The organism is Priestia sp. YIM B13552 (assembly GCF_042787775.1).
In the GTDB taxonomy this organism is placed as follows: domain Bacteria; phylum Bacillota; class Bacilli; order Bacillales; family Bacillaceae_H; genus Priestia; species Priestia megaterium_E.
In genome coordinates this window covers 172,063-196,914 of the sequence record NZ_JBHZOU010000002.1, presented here as the reverse complement: position 1 = coordinate 196,914, position 24,852 = coordinate 172,063, and the positions used below count along the sequence as shown (strand labels likewise).

Below are 24,852 nucleotides of genomic sequence, written 5' to 3'. Positions count from 1 at the left end.
GAAAAACATCCGGCATTAATGGACTTGAGCCATGAAGAGCTACCTAGTAAGCGCCTATAAAAACAAAATAAACCTAAAAAAATGAAAGCGATTTCATTTTTTGTGCAGCAAAGGGAGGAAATGGGATGAATATTCCACAGGGACAGCCAGGAGAATTAAAAAGAACGATGAAAACAAGGCATCTTTTTATGATATCACTAGGAGGATGTATTGGTACCGGTTTTTTTCTGGGTTCAGGTTATACCATCAATGAAGCAGGTCCGATGGGAGCAATGATTTCCTACTTAGTAGGAGGGATCATTATGTATCTAACGATGCTGTGTCTTGGAGAATTATCCGTTGCTATGCCAGTTGCAGGATCGTTTCAAACGTACTCCACTAAATTTATCGGCCCTGCAACCGGTTTTGCGATTGGATGGCTGTACTGGCTAGGATGGGCAGTAACGGTGGCACTTGAGTTTTTAGCTGCCGGGCAATTAATGCAAAGATGGTTCCCAGACTCGCCCGTTTGGTTATGGTGCGCCATTTTTGGAGCGTTAATTTTTTCACTAAATGCACTTTCAGCTAAAGCATTTGGTGAAACAGAATTTTGGTTTTCAAGCGTTAAAATTTTCGCCATCATTATGTTTATTGTTGTAGGCGGAGCGGCGATGTTTGGACTCATTGATATGAAAAGCGGACAGGAAGCACCGCTTCTATCAAACTTCTTTGCCGAAGGGCTGTTTCCAAATGGCGTAACGGCTTTGCTGATTACAATGATTACGGTGAACTTTTCGTTTCAAGGAACAGAATTGATTGGAATTGCGGCAGGAGAAAGTGAAAATCCGGAAAAAACAATTCCAAAAGCGATCAAGCAAACGGTTTGGCGTACGCTTTTCTTTTTCGTCTTATCCGTGTTTGTCCTAGCAAGCATGATTCCTCGTGAAAAAGCAGGCGTCGTAGAAAGTCCGTTTGTTGTTGTGTTAGACAGTGTAGGTGTACCTTACGCGGCGGATATTATGAACTTTATCATTTTAACTGCTCTTCTTTCAGTCGCAAACTCTGGATTTTACGCGGCTACACGTATGCTTTATTCTCTTTCAAGAGAAGGAATGGCAAGTCCTGCGCTTGGAAAAGTTAACAAAAGAGGAGTTCCGTTTAATGCACTATTAATTACGCTTGTAATTTCATGTTTTTCGCTGCTTTCAAGCGTAGTGGCAGCTAAAACCGTTTTTGTATGGCTGATTTCACTAGCTGGACTCGGTGCTCAAATTGGCTGGATTGCGATTACAGCTTCACTGCTTGCGTTTCGTCGTGCTTACGTGGCTAAAGGTGGAAAAGTAGAGGATCTGAAATTTAGAACACCTCTTTATCCGGTTCTTCCTATCGTAGCGCTTATTACGAACTGTATCGTTATGATCAGTCTTGCATTTGATCCTGAACAGCGAATGGCATTATACTGCGGAGGTATTTTCTTTATAGGCTGCTATGTTTATTATTATTTGAAAATTCGAAAACAAAATCAGTCAAAACAAGAGCAAGAAGTTCAGCTTGCGGAAAATAAACGAATGATTATTTAACATAAAAAACCCGGAAAATCGTGATTTTCCGGGTTTTTCATGTACTCGTTTTTAGCTATCTAGTGTTGTGTCTTCATTTTTACGGCGGCGGAGCCTCCATAGCGTGATAAGAGCAACCAGTGTAAGAACAATACCGCTGCCGAGCAGGATATGACTCACTGTTTTATCCTGCTTTTTTTGGCCTTGCTCAAAATATTTCTTGTACATTGCCACCGCAGCTTTATTTTGCTTGTATTTTCTGGGAACGCTCACTTCTTTTCCGAGTTTCCAGCCGTCTTTATAAGCTTTTTGCTGTAAAGATTTCACATCTTTATTCGAATAAAAACCTGCTTTGTACCATTTTTCTAGCTCAGGCTTGTCCTGAAGACTTTTAGGCGCTCTATAGGTCTGATAAGTGAAAGCTGAGTCGTATCCGTCTGCTTTTACGTCTTTTTGCTTTTGTTTCTGTCCTTTTTCATATCCTTGCTCAAAGGCTGTTTGCAATTCGCCTTCTGCTTCTGCAGGTACTTCGAGTGGAAGGTCGTGATAGCCTTGTACGTAGCCCTGCTTTTCAAACTGCTTTTTTTGGTGCTTCAGCACTTCGGCTTGAGCGGTTTCAAAGCCTTCTGTAAAAGCCTGACGTGTGACATCCTCATCATCATACATGCTCGGAACACTCATTGAATCATTTTCAAGACCTTGGTCATAGCCTTCTTTTTTTGCTTTAACAGATAAGTCCATTAAAGAAATAGCTTTTTTGTAGCCTTGAACATACCCTTTATTCCAGTCGGATGACTTAGAAGGAAAAGGGTCGATTTCTGACTGAATAGTAGCATGTTTGTAATCAAGGACGCCTTGCTGATAGCCTTCCTCTTCGCCGGCAGCCATTTCATTTTCTTGTTCAGTCTTGAGTTCTTCCTCTTTTTGCTGCTGTCCTTTTTTATATCCTACCGTATACCCCATCATAAACCACGTGAATTCTTCAGAAGATTTGTCCAGTCCTGTTGTTTGATCAAACTGCTCGAATTTTTTCTGTGCGTATCCATCTTCTTCTCCAAGCGAATAGCCTTCTTGATAGAGGGAGTCAAAAATTGCTTTTACATCTTCAGTTGTATCCACGTCTGTTGACTGGTCCAAAACGTCGGAAGAGGAGTCCGGGGAATCGGGAGTAGCATAAGAAGGGATGGGATCACTTGCAAGAATAAGTAAGCAAGCTGTACTAATAACGGCTAATTTTTTTTTCATCATTTCTTCACCTTTTAGTTCAAAGTCAATGTTTATTTTGTAGTTTAAGCGTACAGCTTTCCATGTAGAAAGGCGTGTAAAAGTTTTTCCAATTATGAAAATTATAACATTTAAATGAGAAGGAGAATAGGTGGTAAAAAGGAGAAATATGTGTTTTTTACAGAGTTTTATTTTTGTCGCTGTTTTGCTTTTTTCACTTTAAATGAACGATAAAATACTTCAGCTACAAAACAGAACAAAAGGAAAAAAAGGACAAATAGTTCAGCGAACTCCATAATCCGAAACGGACTGTAGGCATTTTGCAAGGCCATGGAAAAACTAAATCCTTGTATCATATCCACTCCGATAGAAAATCCCATTAAGCATCCTAACAGCAAAGCTGATATGTAAACGATTTTCATATGTCTCACCCTCCGTTTTTATTTTTTTTCTTACGCTTTGATTGCTCTATTAAAAATTGCATACAAAGCATTTATTTGGAAAAAGCTAAAAAACAAATGCGGTGCAACCATCATGATGATTGCACCGCATTCTTCTGCTACTGCGCACGTAGCTGCTCTCGCTCTTTTTTTACTTGTTCTAGCTGTGAAATCGTAACAAGCTGATACCCTTGTGCGTGAAGCTGCTTCATAATTTCAACCGCTGCTTCGGCACTTGTTTGATAAATATCATGCATTAAAATAACTTTTCCGTCTCCGACTTGGCTCATAACTGCTTGAACGGAGTGAGGAACGTTTCTATATTTCCAGTCTTCGGGGTCGATATCCCATAGAGTCACGCCAACATTTCCGATATAACGTCTTACATTTGCGTTCACGGCTCCATAAGGAGGGCGTACGTGCAGCGGTTCATAGCCGCTCACTTGTTTAATGAGCGCTTGGGTATCGCCTATTTGATGTTTGACCTGCGCTTCGTTCAACCGTGTGAGCTGAGGATGATCCCAAGAGTGATTTCCGACTTCGTTGCCTTCCTTGACCATACGTTCGATTGTTTCAGGATAATATTGAACGCGGCTTCCTAACACAAAAAAGGTAGCGTGCCCGTTCACTTCTTTTAATCCATCTAAAATCCCATTGGTAGATGCAGGGTTAGGTCCATCATCAAAGGTCATCGCAACGACTTTTTTAGTTGGATCAATAGGCGCTCCTTGCTGCGGCATTTCGTTAACGATATGTTTTGGAGGCGTTTCTTTGACTTTATTTTTATTTGCTGCTTCGTCTTTGTAAGCATCGCTCAGCATGTCTTTAAATAAATCTTTTTGGATAGCGATTGTTTTGGTTTTCGTTTGTTCAGCACCTAGCTGATAAGGTTTAAAATAGATCACAATACTGTTTTCAAGCAGCGCAAACTGACTGAAATTTTGATCAGCTGCCTGAGTTCCTTTTTGAAGGTCCGGGTCAAAATCAGCTGTTTTCATTTGTTTTTTTAATTCAGCATATGAAATAGCCGAAAGGCGATCTAAATAGTTTGCATCCTCGTTAAATAAATCCTTTAACGTCATTTGTTTTTGATTAGGCAGGTCAAATGTAAAGGTTTTGAGAGAAGACGTTCCTTTCTCTCCATTTACAGATTCATATTCATCAAAGACAACGCTTAGCGTTTGCTTGCTGTAATGGACAATTTTATATGTAATCGTTAATTCAGATTTTTTCTTTTTTGACTGCTTCTTCAGCTTTTTCTCATAGTGTGCGACTTGATCTGTTACGTAAGCTTGAATGGATTGATCGATTTCTTTTTTACCAAAGGAAGGGTAGCTAATGGCATAGCCTCCGTCGGTAAGGTCTTTAACTAGCGTTTGAATTTCAACGTTTGGATAGGTTTGATCTGCTTGAATGTTTGCCGTTTTTTTCTCTGTACTGTTTGCTTTGACGATATACCCTGCTGTACCAAGAAACAAAATACAGCATCCAAGCAGTGTCAAAATACGTTTGTAGCCCATGGTTTTCATGTAGTAATATTCCCCTTTTTGTATATATCTACCTAATAGACGCATGAGACGATCATTTAGTTTTACTTTTTAAAAAAAAACCAAACTATTTTTCTACTTATTCCGTCTACCTTATAGATGTACTTCAGCAAGAGAAAATAGAAGGGTATGAAAGATGATGAAAAAACATGATGCACATCAGATGCTCGTAGCGTGCATAACCGAGCATAAAGAGGATTTTTACCGGCTTGCTTTTAGCTATGTAAAAAATCAAGAAGATGCGCTTGATATTGTGCAAGAATCGATTAAAAAAGCACTCATTTCAATGGACAGTATCAAGGATATTCAATCGATTAAAAGCTGGCTTTATAAAATTGTTGTACGAACAGCAATCGATTTCCTGCGCAAGCATAAACGTTTAACGCTTATGGACGATGAAGCGCTTGAGTACTTGAGCAGCGGACGTGAAGATCAGTATGAAGATATCGATTTAAACCAAGCAATGGATCAGCTGCCGGTTAAATATAAAACCATTATTATTCTGCGTTTTTTCGAAGATTTAAAAATGGACGAAATTGCGGAAATTATTGAGGAAAATGTAAATACGGTCAAGACAAGGCTATACAGAGCGTTGAACCTGTTGCGGATTACGATGACGGAGGAGGACTTAGAACAATGAATGAAAAAATAGAAAAGTTAAAGAAGCAGTATCATGACATTCCTATTCCAGAGGAATTAGATGATGTTGTTGCAAAGGCACTTTCTTCATATTCTCGTAAAAAGAAATCCTATATTTGGCCGAGCGCAATTGGGGCAGCAGCGATGATTTTTATCACAACGGTGAATGTGAGTCCAGACGCGGCAAATGCAATGGCAAAAATTCCTGTGCTTGGAAAAGTAGTAGAAGTGATCACATTTGATGAACTAAAGCAAGAAGAAAAGCATTCTCGTATTGACGTGAAAACACCATCGATTTCAGGCTTGGAAAACAAAGGTCTCCAAACAAGCTTGAATGAAAAGTATATAAAAGAAAACGAGCAGCTGTATGAACAGTTTAAAAAAGAGATGAAAACATTACAAAAAGGAGAGAAAGGAAACGTGGCTGTCAGCAGCGGCTATGATATTATGACGGATACCGATGATTTGCTTGTGGTTCATCGATATGTGGAAGAATCGAGAGCTTCAACGTCGAGCGTCAATCAGTACGACACGATTGATAAAAAACACGAAGTGCTCGTTACGCTTCCAAGTTTGTTCAAAGATAAAAGCTATATAAAGGTCATTAGTGAAAATATTAAACAGCAAATGAAAGATCAAATGAAACATGAAGAAGGCAAAATCTACTGGCTGACTGAAGAAGATATGGATCCTTTTAAAGAGATTGATGAAAATCAAAGCTTCTACATTACGAAAGATCATAAGCTTAGAATTGTATTTGATAAATACAAAGTCGCCCCAGGATATATGGGAAACGTTGAGTTTGAAATTCCAACGGATGTTATTTCAAACCTTCTGGTTGGTAAACGGTATATTCATTAAAAAACAGGCGTGAACGCTGAACGTTCACGCCTGTTTTTTTACATAAAGAAACGTTTGGATTTATTTTTATGCAAAATAAGTTGAAATATATAAGCAATCATGTATAATATTTTGTATATATTTTCATTCTTTTTGTTTATAAAGTCTTAGGGGAAAATGATGTGAACGGTTGCATTTCTAGAGAGGAAGTGAAGAGGTGAAACGCACGTTAAATCAAGATACAATTAAAGATGCCATGCTGTTTAATCAGCTTGTGATGCAAGTAAGTAAAGCTCTTTGGAAGTCTACTGAAAAGGATTGGGAGCAGTGGGTTAAGCCGTACGATCTGAGCATTAATGAGCATCACATTTTGGGGATTGCTTATCAGCTGGAAATTGCGTCGATGACCGACATTTCAAAGCTAGGCGTCATGCATTTATCCACAGCTTTTAACTTTGCAAAAAAATTGCACTTGCGGGGCTATCTTACCCTTTCTAAAAATGAGAAAGATAAGCGGAATACATACGTACAGCTCACAGAAGAAGGAAAAAAGATGTTTTTAAAAACGCTTGAGGATTATAACCCTCTTGAAAATCCTTTGTTTCAAGGAGCGATGCCGCTTCGAGATGTTTACGGAGAGCTGCCTGACTTTGTGGAACTGACGGCTCTGATTCGAAGCATATACGGAGAGGATTTTGTCCAGTTTATCGAACGTTCTTCTCAAGAGCCCGCTAGCTTAAAAAAATAAAAAAGCCTTCTTGTGCAAGCTGAGAAGGCTTTTTTGCATATTAACTTTTTTCAGTTAACCGTTCAAGTTCTTCTGAGGAATGGGCCATCTTCTCAATACGCAGAGACAGCTGCTTCATTACATCGTCTATTTTTTCAAGTTCTTTTTTTGTTAGAACGGTTTGCTGTTTGTTCTCGGTTGTTATGCTAAGAACGTTCGTGAAAAAAGAAGTAATGTTGTTCATATTGTCAGCCGTATCTTTTGTTAATGTAGCGACTTCTCCGCCTAGCGCCGAGACGCTTTCGATTTGTTTTTGAATGTCTCCGATAAAAGTGGAAATATTAGCAATCGATTTCTTCGTTTCTTCTGCAAGCTTCCGTACTTCCTGTGCCACCACTGCAAATCCTTTTCCATGCTCGCCCGCTCGAGCAGACTCAATTGAAGCGTTTAGTGCTAATAAATTCGTTTGCTCGGCAATAGAAGTAACAATCGAAACGATTTGATGAATTTGTTGTGATGTGTGTTCGAGCGTTTTCATTTTGTTTTGAATGAGCGACGTGTTTTTTTGTATGCTTCCAAGCATGTTTTGTTCTTCTTTTAATTTTGCTTGACTTGTAACAGATTCTTTCTCAATGACTTCTGCTAGTTCAGAGCTTTTGTTTGCATAGGAAACGACGTCAGAAGACTGACTGTGCATTTGATTCATAAACGTTTTCGTTTCTTCAGATAACGAAGAAAGGATAGAGGATGTACGCGAGATTTCTAGCTGAATTTTCTCTTTTTGAGTCTGAAGTCCAGCGCGCTGCTCGTCATATTCAAGCTCATAGGCTTTTAACACAATTTGCTGCTCTAGACTAATAAGCTTTGTCATACTTGCAATAAAAGCCAGACATTCTTCTTTTGATTCCATCGTACGTTCACATACTGAAAGAAGCGACGTAAATAAATTTTGAAATGCGCACAAATACCAGTTTGGCTCAAGTCCAATTTTAACGTGCATCTTGGAGATTTTTTGACGTTTTACCACAAAAGCATCGTCTATTTGTCCATCAAACATTTCTAAAATATGCCGTTTTAACGTTTGCTTTAATGCATAGACGCTGCTGTGCTTTTCGATAATCGCAACCAAATGAGCCTGTTCGCCAATAGCTTTGTAAAAATCGTTCACGATCTCTTCGATGGCATTCAGCGCGTGAACTTGAAATCTGGCAATCCGTTCGAGATCCTCTGCTGTTAAGGAAATCATGTTAATCTGCTTTTTTATCATCGGGTCCGATACATGAAGCTTTACAGTGATGGATTCGACAGCCGCTGCTTCGGTGTGCGCTTTGTTTCGTTTAAACCAATTCATGTTTATCACCTTTATTTGCTAGAATAGTTGTTTTCTCTTCTTCTTATATTTCGGCGTTTTACATCCAAGAGTTGAGGCTGTTTAAGAAGATTGTTATCAAATTGTTATCTTCTATTAATTTAATTGTTATCCGCAGATGGTATGGTTGTACGGTGCTTAAAACATGATTCGGGGAGGAAACGAAATGAAAAAAATGCTATCGGCGCTTCTTGTAGGAGGAGCTTTATTTGCAAGTCCGTCAATGGGACATGCTGCGTTTGGCGACACGGTTTTAAAACAAGGGATGACAAATGATGATGTTGAACAAGTTAAAACGGTGTTAAAAGATAAAGGATTTTTAAAAGGCGAAGTATCGCGTTATTTTAATTATGAAACAAAAAAAGCGGTTATGGCTTTTCAAGAGAAACATAATCTAGAAGCAGATGGAATTGTTGGAGAGAATACATACAATGCATTAGGTAAAGGCGGCGTTGTAGAAGGCAAATCAGAAGTGAATACGGATAAAGTAATCAGCAAAGCAAAATCCTTAATGGGCACGCCGTACAAATGGGGCGGCACCACACCTTCAGGATTTGACTGCAGCGGATATCTTCAGTATGTATATAAAGAAAGCGTAGGCGTTGATATTCCAAGAACGGTTGAAGATATCTATAAAGCAGGTGAAAATGTAAGTGAACCGCAGGTAGGAGATCTTGTTTTCTTTGAAACGTACAAAGAAGGTCCTTCTCATGCAGGCATTTACCTTGGAGACGGAAAGTTTATTAACGCATCGTCTTCTAAAGGCGTTACAATTAGCGATAAAAATTCAAGCTATTGGAAAGAGCGCTATATAGGAGCAAAGCGTATTGCAGCCAACTGATTCATCATTTAATAGATAAGACAAGACAAAGCTTAGGAGCTTTGTCTTTTTTTTGTTTGGGTTTCAGTAGGTAGTAGGAAGTAGGAAGTAGGAAGTAACCATATGCAAAACGGGCTAGTCATGTGCGTATTTGTATGGAAATATGATAAAAGTTCTGTCACCTTTCTGATAAAGCTTGTATATATTGATAAAGTAATCTCTTAGGTTACGTCAATTGTTGTAGGTAATTTGAAGGGATAACAGTATAAAAAGGAGGAACAAATTTTATGTTTTTTTGTTGTTACCGTCGCTATATAGAAAAGATAAAACACCTGTTGTTTTCAAATCGATTTGCTGAATTTATTCAGGAAAACACAAAGAAAGCAGTAGAAGAAGTCGTTTATTCTGACACGTTCAAAGAATACGTAATAAGTATTATTAAAGAATCTCAAGAATCACCTTTTAAAGAAATTGCCGAGCAGTATATCGGAAAAGAAGTTGTGATTGAAACAACTGCTGGTCCACTAGAAGGTGTTGTGACATTTGTAGGAGATGATTATTTAGAATTAGTAGAGTCTCCAACATCAACGGTACTACTTCCATTTACAAGCATTGTTACTATTCAAGGCGCTTAAACGAAAGGAGAGAAAAGTATGTTTCAAGATACATTACGAGAAAATGTTGGCTCATTTGTGCAAATCATCACAGCTATTGACGTTATTAATGGGACACTGCTTGCTGTTACGGACGCAGCGGCTGTTGTACGTACATCAAGCTCATATGGTGAGCCAACGGACGTAACCATTCCACTAGTAGCTATCACGTATGTTCGAATTTTCAGCGGAGTTGAGTGAGTTTGAAAGTATCAGTGATTATTCCAGCCTGTAACGAAGAAGATTCATTATTAACTGTGCTTAAAGAAGCTCAAAAAATAAAGCCGTTTGAGATTATTGTCGTAGTAAATGGATCTAGTGATGCAACTAAGGCAATAGCCGAGGATGCAGGCTGCCGCGTCATTTATTATGAGGAAACTCTTGGCATAAATATCGGAAGAGCCATTGGGGCTAAAAAAGCAAAAGGAGACATTTTGCTTTTTTTGGACGGAGATATCGCGGTTCCTCATCAAGAGCTGATAAAATATAAGCAAGCTATAGAAACCGGTCATGATATAGCGTTAAACGACCTGACGTGGATTATGAAACGAAAGGTACGTCCTCATTCTGTTTCCATTGCGAAATACATGCTGAACTTATGCTTACAGCGTGAAGATTTATCCGTTCAAGCCTTAACAGCCATTCCTCATGCTATCAAAAAAACATCAGCAGCTAAAATCGGGTACGAGAACTTAGCTCATCCCCCGCTCGCTCAAACGATTGCTCTTTTAAAAGGAATGTCAATCGTTGCACCATGTTCTTCAGACGTTATTTATACCAATAAGATTAGAACCACCCACAAAACAATTCCTACCAATTCACCTTTTCCTATTTCCACTAATTATATTATTGGAGATCACATTAAAGCGTTAGCTCATCTTATCGAAGAAAAAGGCATAAGAGGCGGACTAACAGACGGCGATCGAAATCGAGAAGTTGTTTCCGCTTATACACCAAGCGTGAAGCGGAAAGCAGGCGTTAAGTACAGTGCTGTTATTCCAGTAGGTGAAGAAAAAGAAACGATTGCAAACGTGATCCAAGAAGTAAAAAAAGCCGGAGTGGAAGAAATCATTGTGGTTGCCAACGGAGCCGATGAAGTGACGGTTAAGCGAGCAATTGAAGCGGGTGCTACTGTTCTTCATTACAAGCAGCGGCTCGGGCATAATGTACCTCGAGCAATCGGTGCGATGTACAGCAGCGGTGAGATTTGCTTGTTCATAGATGGAGACATTGTGATTTCCGCGGAAAATTTACGTCCGTATTTAGAAGCAGCTGACCAAGGCATTGATGTAGCGCTTAATAATTTAGAGTGTCTGCTTGACGAAGTGCATCCTATTCACTCGGTAAGTACTGCCAAATATTTTCTGAACCTTGTCTGTAAACGTCCTGATTTGACAATTAATACAACAACGGCTATTCCACATGCCATTAAACGAGGTGTAATGGAGAAAGTAGGCTACGAATCTCTTATTATTCCGCCTTTATTTCAATTAAAAAGTATTATGTACGGCTTTAATGTCCAGCCTGTTCACTTTGTGGATGTGGCGCGAACAAACCGGATTCGAAAAGAGCATATGAAAGTCAAAGGTCTAGCAGCATCAACTCAGCGAATTTTAGGAGATTATGTAGAGGCCATGGCGTATTATATTAGCCAAACTAGCGAAAGAGGCGAATTTCTTCCCGACATCCGAAGACATGATCTTTTGTTTGAGGTGTTGAAGAATGAATAAAAAAGTTGCCGTTATTGGTCTAGGGTATGTGGGACTGCCGCTCGCTCTTTTGTTTGCTAAGAAAAACTATACCGTGATTGGACTTGATATTGACGAGCGGAAAATTGAAGCGCTAAAACAAGGGAAAAGCTATATTCCAGATGTACGTAATGATGTGATTCAAAGCGAGAAAAACTTTCAAGCATATGAATTGAAAAAAGGGATTTCCGCATTTCAAGCATGCGATTATGTAGTGGTAACCGTGCCAACTCCTATTACAGAGAATCATAATCCAGACCTAGGACCCGTTATTAGCGCATCTACGTTTTTGAAAGAACATATGGTAAAAGGGCAAACCGTTATTTATGAAAGCTCCACCTATCCAGGCACGCTTGAAGAAGTCGTTTTACCTATTTTAAAGGAGTCTGATTTGCAAGCGGGAGTTGATTTTTATTTAGCTTATTCTCCAGAGCGAGTCGATCCAGCAAACAAGTCGTATGACATTGAATATATTCCAAAAGTGATTAGCGGGTACAGTAAAGACTGTCTTTATCACGTGCAGACGTTTTACGAAAGTATTTTCCAGCAAGTCGTACCTGTTTCTTCTCCAAAAGTAGCGGAAATGTGCAAGCTGTTTGAAAACATTCAGCGCCTTGTCAATATTTCGTTGGTGAATGAAACAAATGAATTGTGTGAGGAATTAGGGATTGATTTTCATGAGGTCTTACAGGCGGCATCTACTAAGCCGTTTGGGTTCACACCGTATTGTCCAGGTCCCGGAATTGGAGGACACTGCATACCCGTTGATCCGCTTTATTTTTTATGGAAACTAAAGCAAAATGGGTTAACAAGCGAACTTATTGAAGCTGCTCATCATATTAATGAAGAAATGCCAAATAAAGTAATTAGACGTGTTGAAAAGCAGATCGAAGCAAATGAGAAACGTGTGTTTGTTGTAGGCATGGCGTATAAAAAAGACGTAAATGATATGCGTGAATCGCCGGCGCTGACGGTATGTGAAGGTCTTTTAGCAAAAGGATATGAGCTGACGTATCATGACCCTTATATTGACTCCGCTATATTAAATAATCAAACGTATTTCTCTGTCCCGCTGACAAAAGAAGAAGTTAAAAAAAGCGACGTTGTACTTGTGTTAACCGATCACAGTCAAATCGATTGGTCGATTGTAAAATACGCAAAAAAAGTTGTGGATACAAGAGGTATTTTAAATGAATGAAGCCGCTGAATTGTTCAGTGGTTCTTTTTTTAGGGGGGATATTAATGAAAACTCTTTCTGTCGTTCTGCCCGTTTACAATGAAGAAGAAATGTTAAAAACCGTGCTTAAGCAAATTAAAAAAGTGAATGTGCTTGAGATTATTGTGGTCGCAAATGGCTGTACAGATGCTTCAGTAAAGATAGCGAAAGAAGAAGGGTGCACGGTAAAAGTAATAAAAAAGCGTATGTCTCCACATGAAGCGAGAATGGAAGGGGCAAAGACTGCCAAAGGAGATGCCGTCTTGTTTGTAGACGGAGACATTATTCTTTCGGCTTCCGAGCTTGAGCGTTTTGTTCAGCCGCTGTTATTTGAACATAGCGATGTGGTGCTAAACAAGTGGGGGAAAATGAAAATGAATGCTTTTAACCGCAGCGAGCTGATGTGGAGTACGGTTTTGCATCATGCGATTGGGAAGCCTCACCACGCCAACGCTTATTTAAAAGCGCCTTACGGGGTACACTTAAGCGTGTTGAAAAACTACTGGGAGCTGCCGCCTCTTTCGTTATTTGTGACATTTTTAACACAGTACCGCGTAAGCATGTCTATGTCGATTGAAACACAGGGGAAAGGAAGCTTTCGTCCATTTGATCGCCCGCTGCGCACCAAAGAGCGAATTCAATCCTATCAGCAGCTTCTTCAAACATACTATACGCTTGCGTCAAATCGTAAAAGGCGAGTGGATATGCTTGCGCAGCCCATTCCAGTTGTTGAGCACGGCTGGGGGAAATTATCTTCTTTTTACGGAGGCAAACAGCTGTCTGTTATTGTTCCGGTTTGCAACGAAGAACAAACAATCAAACAAGTGATTGCAGAAGCAAGAAAACTTGAGCCGTTAGAAATCATTGTCGTGATTAACGGTTCCACTGATCAGTCGGAGGCGTATGCCAAAGAACAGGGTGTCAAAACCCTCGTCTACGATGAGCGGTTAGGGCATGATTGCGGAAGAGCTGCGGGGGCTCTTGCAGCAACGGGAGATATTCTTCTCTTTATAGACGGAGATTTTGTTCTTTCAGCTCAAGAGTTGTATCCATTTGCTTCAGCGGTAGCGAGCGGCGTTGATGTAGCTTTAAACGTATGTGAAGATGAAGCGAAGCTCACGCATGTTGTGCAGGGGTGGAAGTACGTGTTAAACGAGACGGTAGGAAGAAAAGATTTATTAATGAGCTCGATGACAGCTGTTCCTCATGCCATAAGCAGAGAGTGCCTGCAAAAAATTGGGCTCCAGTCTCTTGTAATACCGCCTTTTGCTCAAGTAAAAGCGATAATAGAAGATTTTCGTGTGCAGGCCGTTCACCATGTTGACGTAAATAAATTCAATCGGTTTCGATATTCTGAGCACATTCCATTAAAGAGCCATTCTCCTACGGCAGAACTCATTATTCACGATCATATTTTTGCTTTTCTCTCTTATCTTCAGCGTGACTGAGCAGGGAGTATTGCCTTACTTCTAAAAGAAACGTTTAAAATGAGATAAAGAAATTTGCTGATATCTTGTTTTTCTGTTCTAACCCCTTGAATTTGTTCACAGTTGTAACTAAAATTGTTACATGTGCAGACAAAAGTAAAAAAGGAGGAAAAGAAATGAAAAGCTATCAGCTTGGAACGTTTTTACTTCGTCTTATGTTAGGGCTAACGTTTTTTATTCATGGCCTTGGCAAATTCCAAAGCGGTATTGATAATACGGTCGGTTTTTTCCACAGCATGGGCATTCCTGCGTTTTTCGCTTATGCGGTTGCGGTTATTGAATTCGTAGGGGGAGCCGCTATGATTCTTGGATTTCAAACGCGTTTAATTGGTGTCTTGTTTGCGATTGTAATGATTGGCGCTATTTTTACAGCGAAAAGCGGTGCTGGTTTTACAGGCGGCTATGAGCTTGAGGTTGCCCTTTTTGTCGTTTCGCTTCATATGATTCTAGCAGGAAGCGGCGCGTACGCGTTAGACAACCGGTTACAAAAACCAGAAGAACATTATTCTTAAAAAGGTAGGCGCTATGTGCCTACCCTTTTTTGTAAAAAATATCCTTCTATCGATTCATTTTTACTAAAATATACAGCTATCATTTTTAAGAAAATTCGTATATATGGTACTATTTGGTCATAGATGACTATACAGTCATTCTATTTGAACGATACGGGGAGGTTTTAACATGAAAACCGAAAGAGAAAACGGAATTGTCCGTCAAGTGAATACGATTCAAACAAAAGAAGAGCGATTTAATCCTTTTTCATGGTATGAAGAGATGAGAAACAGCGCGCCTGTGCAATGGGATGAAGAAAGGCAGGTATGGGATGTTTTTCACTATGACGGGGTCAAAGAAGTGCTAGAACAAAAGAATGTTTTTTCTTCTGATCGAAGACCTCCACAAAACCAAAGACAAACTGCTCTGGGAACGAGCCTAATTAATATTGATCCGCCTAAGCATGCTGAAATGAGAGCGCTTGTCAATAAAGCTTTTACGCCTAAAGCAATGAAAGCATGGGAGCCTAAAATTGCGCGTATTACAGCTGAATTATTACAAGAAGTTGAGCATCTTGAAGATATTGATATAGTCGAGCATCTGTCCTATCCGCTTCCGGTTATGGTAATTGCCGATATTTTAGGCGTGCCGATAGAAGATCAGCGTCAGTTTAAAGATTGGTCGGATATTATCGTAGCGGGTCCTTCTAATAACGAACGTGAAACGCTCGAAAAATTGCAGCAAGAGAAAATGAAAGCAAATGATGAGCTAGAAACTTACTTTTATCGAATCATTGAAGAAAAACGCACGCGTCCAGGAGATGATATTATCTCCGTGCTTCTTCAGGCAAAAGAAGAAGGGAAACAGCTAACGGATGAAGAAATCGTCGGTTTTTCTATTTTGCTGCTGATTGCAGGAAACGAAACAACCACAAATTTAATTTCAAATACGATTTATTGTTTAATGGAAGATAAAGCTTCTTTTGAACGACTCAAACAAGAGAAAGAACTTTTGCCTTCTGCGATTGAAGAAGTTCTTCGCTATCGTTCACCCGTTCAGGCTCTTCACCGAATTGTAAAAGAAGATGTGACTCTTGCAGGTCAGAAACTAAAAGCGGGCGAACACGTCGTTCCATGGATGGGATCTGCGCATCGAGACGCTCAGTATTTTGAAGACCCGGATGTATTTAAAATCGATCGAAAGCCAAATGTGCATATGGCATTTGGAAGAGGCATTCATTTTTGCTTAGGAGCACCGCTTGCTCGAATAGAAGCAAAAATTATGCTGGCTGAGCTGATTGACCGCTATCCGCAGATGGACTGGAGCCCGTCATTTGAGTTAAAGCCGATTGAAAGCACGTTTGTGTACGGGTTAAAAGAATTATTGATTCGTAAACATGTATAAAAAAAGCACGCTTTGCGTGCTTTTTACTCTTTCTCTGCTTGAATTCTCGCTTCAGCAATTTTATCCGTATGATCATATCCCCATTTAAACATCAGCTCGATAATAGGGATGAGCGTTTCTCCAAAAGGTGTTAAATAATATTCTACTTTAGGCGGAACTTGTTTATAGACTTCGCGGTGGATAATTCCGTCGCGCTCGAGTTCGCGAAGCTGCAGTGTGAGCATTCGCTGCGTCACGCCGGGAATGAGTCTGCGCAGTTCATTAAAGCGCCGGCGTTCCTTTGATAATTGATATAAAATGACGCTTTTCCATTTGCCTCCGACTACATCAACGGCTGCTTCCACAGGGCAAGAATAGCCGTGAGGCTCCCATTTTGTTAAGTCGTATTTCATAGTGATTACTCCTTTTATCAGTGAGTTCAGCTGCATTTGTGCTGTTTATACTATAGCACGTCTTATTTGATAAAAACATGGAAATGATTCATGGAATTATTGACGGAAAATTAAAAAAGTAATGGAAATAATTATGAGTTTGTTGTATGATGAAACTATGAAAATAACTTTTCTATTAAAAAGCGAAATGTTTTGAAAGCGCTTTATTTATAAAGGACGACAGGGGAAAGGGCGGAGGAATGATGAAAAGATTTATCAAAGTAGAAAAAAGAAATCATGTGGCGGTTGTACGAATGAATCAGTCAATGCTCAATCGTTTGAACAGTGAAGTCATGTATGAGCTGCAAGAAACGATGAATGAGCTACAGCACGATGCGTCGGTTGGATCTATTGTATTTATGGGAGAGTACTATAAAATGAACGGAGATCATAGAACAACTTCTTTCCTACGTGAAGAAACAGGAAGGCTTTATCAGCCGATTCATGCAGTAGCAGCTCGGGCGATTTTTCAGCGTATTTCATGCAGCTCCAAACAAACGATTGCGCTTCTTACAAACTTTACATTTGGCGGAGGGTATGAGTTAGCTTTAGCGTGCGACGTACGAATTGCGGAAGAACCTGTACAGCTCAAGTTAACAAACGGCATGACCGTTAGTGCGCAAGAAGCGTGTAATATGGGCAAAGTGCAGCACGTTGTGCAAAAAGGAAAAGGATTAGAATATTCACTTGCGCTGAACGCATTAGAAAAGGAAGCTTAAAAAACGCTTTCACTTTATTTTTATAAAGTGAAAGCGTTTTTATTTTATTTTGTTGATAAAAAGGTATTGAAAATTCTGAAAAAAAGAGTAGAATGATAACAAATCTACTTATTTTAAATAAGCAAAGGAGCTGGTATCAATGCCATTCATTTTTAAAGAAGCGGTAGTCGGATTGTTTACAGCGGCAGCAGCAGGTTTACTGGCGTTTCAAGGGGTAGAAGTGGTGTCAGCCATCATTCATCTGCTAACTTTTTGGAAACAGTAATAGCTAATAAGTAGAGGAACGACCTATAAAGATAAGGGGCTTGAGACTTTCTCAGCCCTTTTTGTTGTGGAGTTCATTATTTTTCAGTATACTAACGGTGGAAATTAAGACATAATATGGTTACATAGCAGGGATTTACGAATTCAGTAGGGAAGTATGTAGACTCTGAAAAAAATAAACAACGATCGCTTTTACCCGGTAACAAGTTTTGTTATCGGGTAACGTGTGTAAGGGGTGTGGATAAGTGAAAGACAAAAATTTAACAGAAGAACAGCAGCGAGTTGATTGGGTAGTAGAAGAAATCAGCCAAAAAGCTGAAAAAATAGGCAAAAGCGTAGGAAACGTAAAGGGCGAAATTGTCGATTTGCGAAGCACGTTTTGGGACGATGTCACGGTTAATATGGATGAGCCGGATGACGTGATTGAGACATTTACGAGTATTAAGCAGCAGGCAGAACTTTTAGCTGAGCGTGAAATTACCCATAGACAAGCGTATGATCAATTAAAAACATTAAAAAAACTGACGCAATCCCCTTATTTTGGACGTTTTGATTTTATAGAAAATGGTGAAAAAGAAGCGGAAGCTATTTATGTGGGCGTGGGCTCTTTAATGGATCAAAAAGATGAAGAGTTTTTAATTTATGATTGGCGTGCGCCTATTTCGAGTCTTTATTATGATTACTCACCGGGAAAAGCGCAGTACGAAACGCCAGGTGAAGCGATTAAAGGCGAGATGAAGCTAAAGCGTCAGTTTATTATCGAAAATAGCGTAATTAAAAGCATGTTTGATACAGGGATTACCATTCGAGACGAGCTGCTTCAAGAAGTGCTCGGACACAATGCAAGCAGTCAAATGAAAAGTATTGTAGCGACCATTCAAAAAGAACAAAACCAAATTATTCGAAATGAAAAAAACAAAGTGCTGATCGTTCAAGGAGTAGCAGGGAGCGGTAAAACGTCTGCGGCTCTTCAGCGCGTGGCTTATCTTCTCTATCATCACCGAAAGCAGCTGACTGCAGAAAACATGATGCTGTTTTCACCAAATCCGCTTTTTAACAGCTACGTCTCAACCGTTCTTCCGGAGCTTGGAGAAGACAATATGAAACAAACAACGTTTCAGCAATATGCCGATGGCCGGTTAGGAAACGAGTTTGAAGTGGAGGACTTGTTCGTGCAAATCGAATATTTGCTAACGGAAAAAGATGCTGCGGCAAAAAAGCAAAAAATGCAGGAAATTCGCTACAAAGCAAGCCGTGAATTTAAAAAGCAGGTAGATGCGTATATTGAAGAACTGTCTACTAAAGACATCATTTTTAAAAACATTAAGTTTCGCGGCGAAATCGTGTTATCTGCTCGGCGTTTGCTGTCTTATTTCTATTCGCTTGATACGGGAATTTCCATTCCTAACAGGATGCAGCTCGTAGCCGAGTGGGCGCTTAAGCTCATCAACCAGCTTGAAAAACTGGAGCGTAAAAAAGATTGGGTTCAAGAAGAAATTCAGCTTTTAGAAAAAGAAGATTATGTGGAGGCCTATCAGCACCTGCAGAAAAAGGAAGGCTATACGGAAAGCTCATTTGATGATTTCGACCGGGAACAAGCGTATTTAGCCAAAGCGGTTGTAGCTAAGAAAATGAAATTTATTAAGCAGGCGATCAAGCACCTTAAATTTATCGACATTCGCCGTATCTATATGCAGCTGTTTGAAAGACATCACCTTTTTTCCTACGTAGAGGGATGGGAAGACACTGCTAAAAACACGGTGCACAGAGTCATGAACATGAAACTGTCTTATGAAGACGTAACGCCTTACTTATATATAAAAGATCAAATTGAAGGGCGCAAAGCCAATCCTGTCATTCGCTATTTGTTTATTGATGAAGCACAGGACTATTCACCGTTTCAGCTGGCGTTTTTAAAAGAGCTGTTTCCGCATGCCAGAATGACGCTGCTTGGAGACTTGAATCAAGCGATCTATGCGCACGCCTTGAACGCACCGACTATTCTTTCAAGCGAACTGTACGAAGAGAAAGAAGCAGAAACGTTGACTCTTACGAGAAGCTACCGATCAACACGTCAAATTGTCGAGTTTTCAAGGGATATGGTAGCAAACGGTCATTTAATCGAGCCGTTTAATCGAGACGGTGCGAAGCCAACCGTTACGGCTGCAGATAACGTCCAAGACCTGCATGAGGCGATCATAGACAAAATTAATAAATTGAAGGAACAAAACTATAAAACGATTGCCGTGATTGCCAAAACTGCTGAAGAAAGCCGAGAAGCATTCCAAGCATTGCCTGCTTCGATGTCTGCAAGGCTGCTGACAAAAGAAACAAGTTCATTTGAAAAAGGAATGCTTGTCCTGCCTGCTTATTTAGCAAAAGGAATTGAATTTGATGCCGTCATCATTTACAATGCATCGAGTGAATGTTACCAAGATGAATATGAGCGAAACTTATTTTATACCGCATGCACAAGAGCAATGCATGAGCTGCACCTGTTCTCGCTTGGTGAAACCAGCCCGTTTATATCAAATAAAGAAACTTATGAATACCAAGGTAAATAAACAGAGAACGGTCAGTGTCTCGAGTGTCTGAAATAGTAGTACGGAAAATAGAGGATGAAATCGCAAAGGTTTTGCCCTCTATTTTTTATTTTTATGGATGGATTCAGTTTATTTTCATTGCTTAAATAAAAATTGTTTGGTCAAAGTCTAGTTACCATAAAGCGAATCAAAAGGACGGTAAAAGGAGGAGTTTTATATCCAATATTTACGAATAAATGTATTACTCATCTTTATAATAAGTTTATTTTTCTCGGGTATTATTCTTTTTTCTTATAAGTTATTTGCTTGGGGCATGCTACCCATCATAGCCTTGCTGTTCAGCTATGCTTTAACCTCTAAATATCGTTCAACGGTTTCTCTGTTTCTATTCTTTTTAGTAGGGATATGTATGTTTCAAGTAGGAAGCAATTATTTCATCGAATGGGATCTATCGAAAAAGATGAACATCATGATAAACAGAGTTTTACTTCTGTTTATCATAGGTGGACTATTGCTTTCCATTTTGTTGTCCAAACAAAAGGTATTTCTTTTTGCATCGTTACCAGACTGGCAGAAACGTATAGTGATGCCATATCATTCGATTAAGCTAACGTACTTTTTACTGTTTGGTCTAATTGGTTCGGCTACAATCTTTGTACCGTTACTGTTCGTTGAAGATATAAGCTATACAAAATCATTCGTCATATACGGTATAGTATTCTCCGTTATAAACGCTATTTTAGAAGAGTTGCTTTGGAGAGGGATCATGTTATCTCATTTAAAAAGTAATCTTTCCACTTTTTATGCTGTTTTCATTACGAGTATTGGATTCGGTCTTTTGCACATATCAATAGGAATTCCTGTAATCATAAGTTTACTTTTTTCTCTTGGTGGACTTTTCTATGCATTTGTCGTTTTAAAGACGAAAAGCATATACCCGGCCATAGTTTTTCATTTTATTATTAATTTAGGTATGGTTTTTAACGGATGGATATTTTAGCATCTTGCACCAAAAAGCTCAGAGCGATATATCGCTCTGAGCTTTTTATGAGTTATTACTGTTGTATATTGCCTGAACTGTTTACAGTAGGCCGCCTTCTTTTTATTGACTTTCAAAATGCAGCAAATACTTCACTAAATAAAGGCCTGAGTTTGTTTTTTCTTGAAGAGGAATGGTCAGGCATGTGACGTAATAATACCCGTTTGGAATATCATAGCTTAAGGTTTCAGATAGGACACTTTTGATTTCAATCCCATCGCTTTCGACGTGAAAAGGAAGGCGAGTGGTCTTTTCAGCCCGGGATGCGTCTGGAGTTTCGTTTACCCACACTTCAATAATGGCTTTTGTGTTCGATACGGCTTCAAATGAAATAGCTTTATCGTCTGCGACATATCCTTTTTGAATATCTTCATCACTCCAGTCGTGATGGGGCTTTGGCTGTCCCTTTTGAAACAGCGTAAACTGATGATAAGACATGGTTAGCTCTTGTTCTTTCCATTTTGTTTTCATGATTTCACCTCTTCAAAGTAAAGCTTGTTCTGCTATTATTGAACGATAAATTGTACGCGTGTACCATCTGGATACTGTTCTAACTGATTTCCAACCCATGAGCCGGCTCCGCGGTTATCAGAAGGTGAAATATAGCGAATGTCAGCTCCTGCTCCGCCTTCTTCGCACATAGCCATTGGCCATTCATCACGGTCATAGCCTGTTTTTGTTGGATATCCTTTCAGGGATTCTTCTCGGTTCGCTTCAGCACCGTCGCGATCAATTGTGCAAACGGCAGAGTGCCCAGCGGCAATTGCGTCACGAATATGATCACCCGTTTCAGGATATCGGTCTAACGGAAAATAAAGCGTCGCATCATAGTTTACTTCAGCTTCCGTTTTTTCAGGAGCTAAAAAAGCCCCATGTCCCATAAACCCTAAAATACATGCCACGATAATGAATAGACTTGCCATTAATTTTTTCCCGTATGTAGCCATCTCAAACCTCCAGTGTAAGTCGTTTTTACAGCTTAACTATACTCTCAGATTGCTAAGTTTAGATTACAGGACAATAAATACAGTGTAAACAAGGATTAACATTTATGTAAAAATGATCTTTTTTTCTTATCTGTAAGGAGTAGAAAAGTTCCTTAATATTCCGGGAATTATCCTTTTTATTGTGAACCTGCTTACCAGTCAGGTTAAATGTAGTGTGAAGAGGTAGGTAACGAAAAGAAATCTTAGCAGTGCAAAAAAGAGTAAACTTCCTTTACTTGACATCATACCCTAATAGGTATAAAGTTGTGTATACATTTACTTCTTGCGTACAGCTTAAAAGCAAGAAACGCAATCATGCATGAGCGGAGGTAGTAGTATGATGGAATATGATAAGCAAGTTAAAAATCGTTTGAAACGTATTGAAGGTCAGTTAAAAGGTGTCTTAAATATGATGGAACAAGGAAAAGACTGCCGTGACATTGTGACACAGCTCTCAGCAGCCAGAAGCGCAATTGATCGCACGATGGGTGTTATTGTCAGCACCAATCTTGAACAATGCGTAAGAGAAAGCATTGAAAAAGGCGAGAATACCGAAAACTTAGTAAAAGAAGCAGTAGAGCTGTTAGTAAAAAGCAGATGAGACATTCGTTTCATCTGCTTTTTGTTTTTACTGTACGCTGCTCATAAGGATAAAAACCGCTGTTCCTAAACACAATACGGATAGGAACAGCGGTTTTTTAGGTTTATCTCGTTTTAAGAACAGGAAAGATATATGGAGAGAAAGGAGGAGGTCAAGGTGAGTGATGACAAAAAGTCACCAACATATAATCATACGGAAATTCATCATAAAATTGAGGCTTCTCCAAAAGCGCCGGGAATCAAAGCTGCTTTTCGCTTTAACCACGCTTCTTCTCCTTGGGTAAGAGGAATTAGCTCAGGCTTGTCTTCAAGTTTACCGATTTTGATAGGGATTTTGTTTGATCATTTGCAGTACGGACTCATTGCAAGCATTGGCGGCTTTACATATTTATATACAAAAGATGAGCCTTATGCGCAGCGTGCCGTTAAGTTATTTTTAGCTTTGCTTGGCGTTACGCTGTGCTTTACACTCGGCTCGTTATTTGCTGACGTAGCTTGGATGAAAACTATTTTATTTGGTCTTATTGGAGCTGTATCGGTTTATGTTTTCGGAGCGTTAAAAATTCCAGGGCCTTCTGCCATGTTTTTTGTCCTTTCATTTGCTGTGAGCACGAGCATTCCAGCGCCGAATTTGCAGGCTGTTTTTTTGCACGCAGGACTCGTTTTTTTAGGAGGAGCACTATCTTGGTGTATTAGCATGAGCGGCTGGCTTATTAATCCGCGCGGACCTGAAACCGCTGCTGTGGCGAAAGCGTACAGGCAGCTAGCTTCATTTGTCGGGTCTCTTGGTACGGAATCGTTTCACGCCGAGCAGCATAAAACGGTTGTAGAGCTTCGGGCAGCGGAAACGGCGATGAAACAAGCGAAAATTAATCGGAAAAAATCATCGTTTGCGCATCGCCTGTTTTTATTAAATCAAAAAGCCGAAGGGCTGTTTATCTTTGTAATGGCCGCTGCGAACGATTTTAATCCGGCTGTTTCTAAAAAAGCACAAGCGGTGATTGAAACGTTCGCATCCGAAATGGCCACGCTAAAAAAACATAAAAAAATCCGAGACGTGCGTGAAGAAATTGAAGAGCTGTCCATCAAAGAAGAGCTGCGCACATTATTATTGGATGTAAATGACGTTCTTCAAATGAAGGAATTAAAAGAAACGGAGTACATTCAATTTTCACAAGGTAGCGTAAAAACACGGTTAAAAGCTGCTTTTCACAAACGTTCGTATGTGCTTAAAAACGCTTTGCGCTATGGAATTATTATGATCATTGCCGCAGCCGTTGCCTACACGACAAATATTCCTAGGTCTTACTGGATTCCGCTTACGTGCGCGGGAGTGATGCTTGGAGCAACCGTTCGTGCAACGGTTCAGCGAGGTATTCAGCGTTCGGTCGGAACGATTTTAGGTATTTTAATTGGGACCGGAATTTTAATGCTTGAGCCCACAGGAATCGTGATTGCACTCATTGTCTTTGTGCTTCAATCGACAATCGAGATTGTAATTGTTAAAAACTACGCTCTCGGCACGCTCTTTATCACACCAAATGCTCTTTTAATCGCTGAAAGCGGTCATCCGGATAAAGCGATTAGCTACTTTACGTCCGCTCGGGTGATTGATATTGTTATTGGTTCTATTATCGGAGTGGTCGGTACCGTATTAGTTTTTAAACGAGCTTCTTCGCTTCGTTTGCCGTATTTGCTCGGAGATGTGATACGAAAAGAAGGACAGTTTTTAGAAATGCTAAGCACCGAACAAGATGAAGAAAGAATTAAACGAGAAAGAAATAAGCTTCAAGGGGAACTCGTTAATCTTCGGGCGCTGTACGATAATGTGATTGGAGAATATTCTAAAACGGCCGTCAAACTAGAAGGATTGTGGCCTGCCGTTGTCGCTACCCAGCAGTTAGGTTATATGCTTCTTGCGTCGTTTGAAGGATATGAGCTGTCAGAAACGGAGAAACGAGAGCTTAAGGAAACATTTGCTCAGCTAGCTGCAGCAGCTGAGCAAAAACGAGCGCCAAAGCTTTCAAGTGTTCCAGCCCTGAAACGATACCCTATTATTCAAGGGGAAATAGTCGCTTTATATGAAAGTCTGCAGGTGGAAATATAAAAAGCACGGAACCCAGGGG

At 39.8% G+C, this 24,852-nt stretch carries 25 protein-coding genes; 18 read left to right on the top strand and 7 right to left on the bottom strand.

Annotation, left to right across the window (positions count from 1 at the left end):
* Positions 1 to 125 precede the first annotated feature (125 nt).
* Positions 126 to 1,559, top strand: a complete 1,434-nt coding sequence (locus ACFX40_RS07085; protein WP_043978423.1) for an amino acid permease — start codon at positions 126 to 128, stop codon at positions 1,557 to 1,559.
* 51 nt (positions 1,560 to 1,610) lie between these two features.
* Here ACFX40_RS07085 and ACFX40_RS07080 read toward each other — a convergent pair whose 3' ends face one another.
* From ACFX40_RS07080 to ACFX40_RS07070, 3 genes are all read right to left on the bottom strand, one after another.
* Positions 1,611 to 2,783, bottom strand: coding sequence for a hypothetical protein (locus tag ACFX40_RS07080; RefSeq protein ID WP_255257691.1), 1,173 nt, complete (start codon positions 2,781 to 2,783; stop codon positions 1,611 to 1,613).
* Positions 2,784 to 2,950: 167 nt separating this feature from the next.
* Positions 2,951 to 3,184, bottom strand: a complete 234-nt coding sequence (locus tag ACFX40_RS07075) for a YczF family membrane protein (RefSeq protein WP_377254674.1) — start codon at positions 3,182 to 3,184, stop codon at positions 2,951 to 2,953.
* A gap of 137 nt (positions 3,185 to 3,321) precedes the next feature.
* Complete coding sequence (locus ACFX40_RS07070) at positions 3,322 to 4,731, bottom strand: polysaccharide deacetylase family protein (RefSeq protein WP_377254671.1); 1,410 nt, start codon at positions 4,729 to 4,731, stop codon at positions 3,322 to 3,324.
* Positions 4,732 to 4,888: 157 nt separating this feature from the next.
* Between ACFX40_RS07070 and ACFX40_RS07065 the strand changes: the two genes are divergently transcribed.
* The 3 genes from ACFX40_RS07065 to ACFX40_RS07055 all read left to right on the top strand — a co-directional run bounded on the left by ACFX40_RS07065 (position 4,889) and on the right by ACFX40_RS07055 (position 6,976).
* Positions 4,889 to 5,389, top strand: coding sequence for an RNA polymerase sigma factor SigV (locus ACFX40_RS07065; RefSeq protein ID WP_377255008.1), 501 nt, complete (start codon positions 4,889 to 4,891; stop codon positions 5,387 to 5,389).
* The gene (gene rsiV / locus ACFX40_RS07060; RefSeq protein ID WP_028411007.1) at positions 5,386 to 6,249 is read left to right on the top strand and encodes an anti-sigma-V factor RsiV; all 864 of its coding nucleotides are present in this window, start codon (positions 5,386 to 5,388) and stop codon (positions 6,247 to 6,249) included. The genes ACFX40_RS07065 and rsiV overlap by 4 nt, the downstream gene beginning before the upstream one ends.
* Before the next feature lie 196 nt (positions 6,250 to 6,445).
* Positions 6,446 to 6,976 carry an HTH-type transcriptional regulator Hpr gene (locus ACFX40_RS07055; RefSeq protein WP_013058578.1) on the top strand — a complete coding sequence of 177 codons (531 nt, stop codon included), beginning with the start codon at positions 6,446 to 6,448 and terminating at the stop codon, positions 6,974 to 6,976.
* Between the two features lie 40 nt (positions 6,977 to 7,016).
* Here the strand turns inward: ACFX40_RS07055 and ACFX40_RS07050 are convergent, their stop codons facing one another.
* Positions 7,017 to 8,306: a protoglobin domain-containing protein gene (locus ACFX40_RS07050; protein ID WP_377254666.1), complete on the bottom strand. Its 1,290-nt coding sequence runs from the start codon at positions 8,304 to 8,306 to the stop codon at positions 7,017 to 7,019.
* Positions 8,307 to 8,490: 184 nt separating this feature from the next.
* Here ACFX40_RS07050 and ACFX40_RS07045 point away from each other — a divergent pair, with 184 nt between their 5' ends.
* From ACFX40_RS07045 to ACFX40_RS07010, 8 genes are all read left to right on the top strand, one after another.
* Positions 8,491 to 9,165: a C40 family peptidase gene (locus ACFX40_RS07045; protein WP_377254664.1), complete on the top strand. Its 675-nt coding sequence runs from the start codon at positions 8,491 to 8,493 to the stop codon at positions 9,163 to 9,165.
* Positions 9,166 to 9,431: 266 nt separating this feature from the next.
* Positions 9,432 to 9,779, top strand: a complete 348-nt coding sequence (locus ACFX40_RS07040; protein WP_034649577.1) for a DUF2642 domain-containing protein — start codon at positions 9,432 to 9,434, stop codon at positions 9,777 to 9,779.
* 18 nt (positions 9,780 to 9,797) lie between these two features.
* A complete protein-coding gene (locus ACFX40_RS07035) occupies positions 9,798 to 9,998 on the top strand; it encodes a hypothetical protein (protein WP_013084559.1) in 201 nt (66 codons plus the stop codon).
* A gap of 2 nt (positions 9,999 to 10,000) precedes the next feature.
* Positions 10,001 to 11,527 carry a glycosyltransferase family 2 protein gene (locus tag ACFX40_RS07030; RefSeq protein ID WP_377254661.1) on the top strand — a complete coding sequence of 509 codons (1,527 nt, stop codon included), beginning with the start codon at positions 10,001 to 10,003 and terminating at the stop codon, positions 11,525 to 11,527.
* Positions 11,520 to 12,743, top strand: coding sequence for a nucleotide sugar dehydrogenase (locus ACFX40_RS07025; protein ID WP_377254658.1), 1,224 nt, complete (start codon positions 11,520 to 11,522; stop codon positions 12,741 to 12,743). The genes ACFX40_RS07030 and ACFX40_RS07025 overlap by 8 nt, the downstream gene beginning before the upstream one ends.
* A 44-nt stretch (positions 12,744 to 12,787) precedes the next feature.
* Entirely contained in the window at positions 12,788 to 14,209 is a 1,422-nt protein-coding gene (locus ACFX40_RS07020) for a glycosyltransferase family 2 protein (RefSeq protein WP_377254655.1), read from the top strand.
* A gap of 155 nt (positions 14,210 to 14,364) precedes the next feature.
* The gene (locus ACFX40_RS07015) at positions 14,365 to 14,760 is read left to right on the top strand and encodes a DoxX family protein (protein WP_013058570.1); all 396 of its coding nucleotides are present in this window, start codon (positions 14,365 to 14,367) and stop codon (positions 14,758 to 14,760) included.
* A gap of 169 nt (positions 14,761 to 14,929) precedes the next feature.
* A complete protein-coding gene (locus ACFX40_RS07010; protein ID WP_028411016.1) occupies positions 14,930 to 16,144 on the top strand; it encodes a cytochrome P450 in 1,215 nt (404 codons plus the stop codon).
* Positions 16,145 to 16,167: 23 nt separating this feature from the next.
* Here the strand turns inward: ACFX40_RS07010 and ACFX40_RS07005 are convergent, their stop codons facing one another.
* On the bottom strand, positions 16,168 to 16,536 hold the full coding sequence (locus tag ACFX40_RS07005) for a winged helix-turn-helix transcriptional regulator (RefSeq protein ID WP_013084552.1): 369 nt from the start codon (positions 16,534 to 16,536) through the stop codon (positions 16,168 to 16,170).
* A gap of 239 nt (positions 16,537 to 16,775) precedes the next feature.
* Here ACFX40_RS07005 and ACFX40_RS07000 point away from each other — a divergent pair, with 239 nt between their 5' ends.
* The 4 genes from ACFX40_RS07000 to ACFX40_RS06985 all read left to right on the top strand — a co-directional run bounded on the left by ACFX40_RS07000 (position 16,776) and on the right by ACFX40_RS06985 (position 21,101).
* Positions 16,776 to 17,294 carry an enoyl-CoA hydratase/isomerase family protein gene (locus tag ACFX40_RS07000; protein WP_223272391.1) on the top strand — a complete coding sequence of 173 codons (519 nt, stop codon included), beginning with the start codon at positions 16,776 to 16,778 and terminating at the stop codon, positions 17,292 to 17,294.
* A 139-nt stretch (positions 17,295 to 17,433) separates the two neighbouring features.
* Complete coding sequence (locus ACFX40_RS06995; protein ID WP_016765178.1) at positions 17,434 to 17,559, top strand: hypothetical protein; 126 nt, start codon at positions 17,434 to 17,436, stop codon at positions 17,557 to 17,559.
* 244 nt (positions 17,560 to 17,803) lie between these two features.
* Positions 17,804 to 20,122 carry an RNA polymerase recycling motor HelD gene (gene helD / locus ACFX40_RS06990; protein ID WP_279620219.1) on the top strand — a complete coding sequence of 773 codons (2,319 nt, stop codon included), beginning with the start codon at positions 17,804 to 17,806 and terminating at the stop codon, positions 20,120 to 20,122.
* Positions 20,123 to 20,510: 388 nt separating this feature from the next.
* The gene (locus ACFX40_RS06985) at positions 20,511 to 21,101 is read left to right on the top strand and encodes a CPBP family intramembrane glutamic endopeptidase (RefSeq protein WP_377254651.1); all 591 of its coding nucleotides are present in this window, start codon (positions 20,511 to 20,513) and stop codon (positions 21,099 to 21,101) included.
* A 102-nt stretch (positions 21,102 to 21,203) separates the two neighbouring features.
* Here ACFX40_RS06985 and comJ read toward each other — a convergent pair whose 3' ends face one another.
* Together comJ and ACFX40_RS06975 are read right to left on the bottom strand one after the other, a co-directional pair.
* A complete protein-coding gene (comJ, locus tag ACFX40_RS06980; RefSeq protein WP_028411020.1) occupies positions 21,204 to 21,611 on the bottom strand; it encodes a competence protein ComJ in 408 nt (135 codons plus the stop codon).
* Positions 21,612 to 21,646: 35 nt separating this feature from the next.
* Positions 21,647 to 22,021, bottom strand: coding sequence for a NucA/NucB deoxyribonuclease domain-containing protein (locus ACFX40_RS06975; protein WP_377255006.1), 375 nt, complete (start codon positions 22,019 to 22,021; stop codon positions 21,647 to 21,649).
* Positions 22,022 to 22,466: 445 nt separating this feature from the next.
* Between ACFX40_RS06975 and ACFX40_RS06970 the strand changes: the two genes are divergently transcribed.
* Together ACFX40_RS06970 and ACFX40_RS06965 are read left to right on the top strand one after the other, a co-directional pair.
* Positions 22,467 to 22,727 (top strand): metal-sensitive transcriptional regulator, encoded by a 261-nt coding sequence (locus tag ACFX40_RS06970; RefSeq protein ID WP_013058561.1) that lies wholly within the window; start codon positions 22,467 to 22,469, stop codon positions 22,725 to 22,727.
* Positions 22,728 to 22,883: 156 nt separating this feature from the next.
* Complete coding sequence (locus ACFX40_RS06965) at positions 22,884 to 24,833, top strand: FUSC family protein (protein ID WP_251626457.1); 1,950 nt, start codon at positions 22,884 to 22,886, stop codon at positions 24,831 to 24,833.
* Positions 24,834 to 24,852 lie beyond the last annotated feature (19 nt).

Bases quoted from the DNA above. Each gene is read 5' to 3' on its own strand.
- ACFX40_RS07035 (WP_013084559.1), top strand. From the start codon at position 9,798: ATGTTTCAAGATACATTACGAGAAAATGTTGGCTCATTTGTGCAAATC.
- ACFX40_RS06985 (WP_377254651.1), top strand. From the start codon at position 20,511: ATGTTTCAAGTAGGAAGCAATTATTTCATCGAATGGGATCTATCGAAA.
- ACFX40_RS07015 (WP_013058570.1), top strand. From the start codon at position 14,365: ATGAAAAGCTATCAGCTTGGAACGTTTTTACTTCGTCTTATGTTAGGG.
- ACFX40_RS07005 (WP_013084552.1), bottom strand. From the start codon at position 16,536: ATGAAATACGACTTAACAAAATGGGAGCCTCACGGCTATTCTTGCCCT.
- ACFX40_RS06970 (WP_013058561.1), top strand. From the start codon at position 22,467: ATGGAATATGATAAGCAAGTTAAAAATCGTTTGAAACGTATTGAAGGT.
- ACFX40_RS07065 (WP_377255008.1), top strand. From the start codon at position 4,889: ATGAAAAAACATGATGCACATCAGATGCTCGTAGCGTGCATAACCGAG.
- ACFX40_RS06995 (WP_016765178.1), top strand. From the start codon at position 17,434: ATGCCATTCATTTTTAAAGAAGCGGTAGTCGGATTGTTTACAGCGGCA.
- ACFX40_RS07040 (WP_034649577.1), top strand. From the start codon at position 9,432: ATGTTTTTTTGTTGTTACCGTCGCTATATAGAAAAGATAAAACACCTG.
- ACFX40_RS07050 (WP_377254666.1), bottom strand. From the start codon at position 8,306: ATGAATTGGTTTAAACGAAACAAAGCGCACACCGAAGCAGCGGCTGTC.
- ACFX40_RS07020 (WP_377254655.1), top strand. From the start codon at position 12,788: ATGAAAACTCTTTCTGTCGTTCTGCCCGTTTACAATGAAGAAGAAATG.
- comJ (WP_028411020.1), bottom strand. From the start codon at position 21,611: ATGAAAACAAAATGGAAAGAACAAGAGCTAACCATGTCTTATCATCAG.
- ACFX40_RS07045 (WP_377254664.1), top strand. From the start codon at position 8,491: ATGAAAAAAATGCTATCGGCGCTTCTTGTAGGAGGAGCTTTATTTGCA.
- ACFX40_RS07000 (WP_223272391.1), top strand. From the start codon at position 16,776: ATGATGAAAAGATTTATCAAAGTAGAAAAAAGAAATCATGTGGCGGTT.
- ACFX40_RS07080 (WP_255257691.1), bottom strand. From the start codon at position 2,783: ATGAAAAAAAAATTAGCCGTTATTAGTACAGCTTGCTTACTTATTCTT.
- ACFX40_RS07025 (WP_377254658.1), top strand. From the start codon at position 11,520: ATGAATAAAAAAGTTGCCGTTATTGGTCTAGGGTATGTGGGACTGCCG.
- ACFX40_RS07085 (WP_043978423.1), top strand. From the start codon at position 126: ATGAATATTCCACAGGGACAGCCAGGAGAATTAAAAAGAACGATGAAA.
- rsiV (WP_028411007.1), top strand. From the start codon at position 5,386: ATGAATGAAAAAATAGAAAAGTTAAAGAAGCAGTATCATGACATTCCT.
- ACFX40_RS06975 (WP_377255006.1), bottom strand. From the start codon at position 22,021: ATGGGACATGGGGCTTTTTTAGCTCCTGAAAAAACGGAAGCTGAAGTA.
- ACFX40_RS07075 (WP_377254674.1), bottom strand. From the start codon at position 3,184: ATGAAAATCGTTTACATATCAGCTTTGCTGTTAGGATGCTTAATGGGA.
- ACFX40_RS07070 (WP_377254671.1), bottom strand. From the start codon at position 4,731: ATGAAAACCATGGGCTACAAACGTATTTTGACACTGCTTGGATGCTGT.
- ACFX40_RS07010 (WP_028411016.1), top strand. From the start codon at position 14,930: ATGAAAACCGAAAGAGAAAACGGAATTGTCCGTCAAGTGAATACGATT.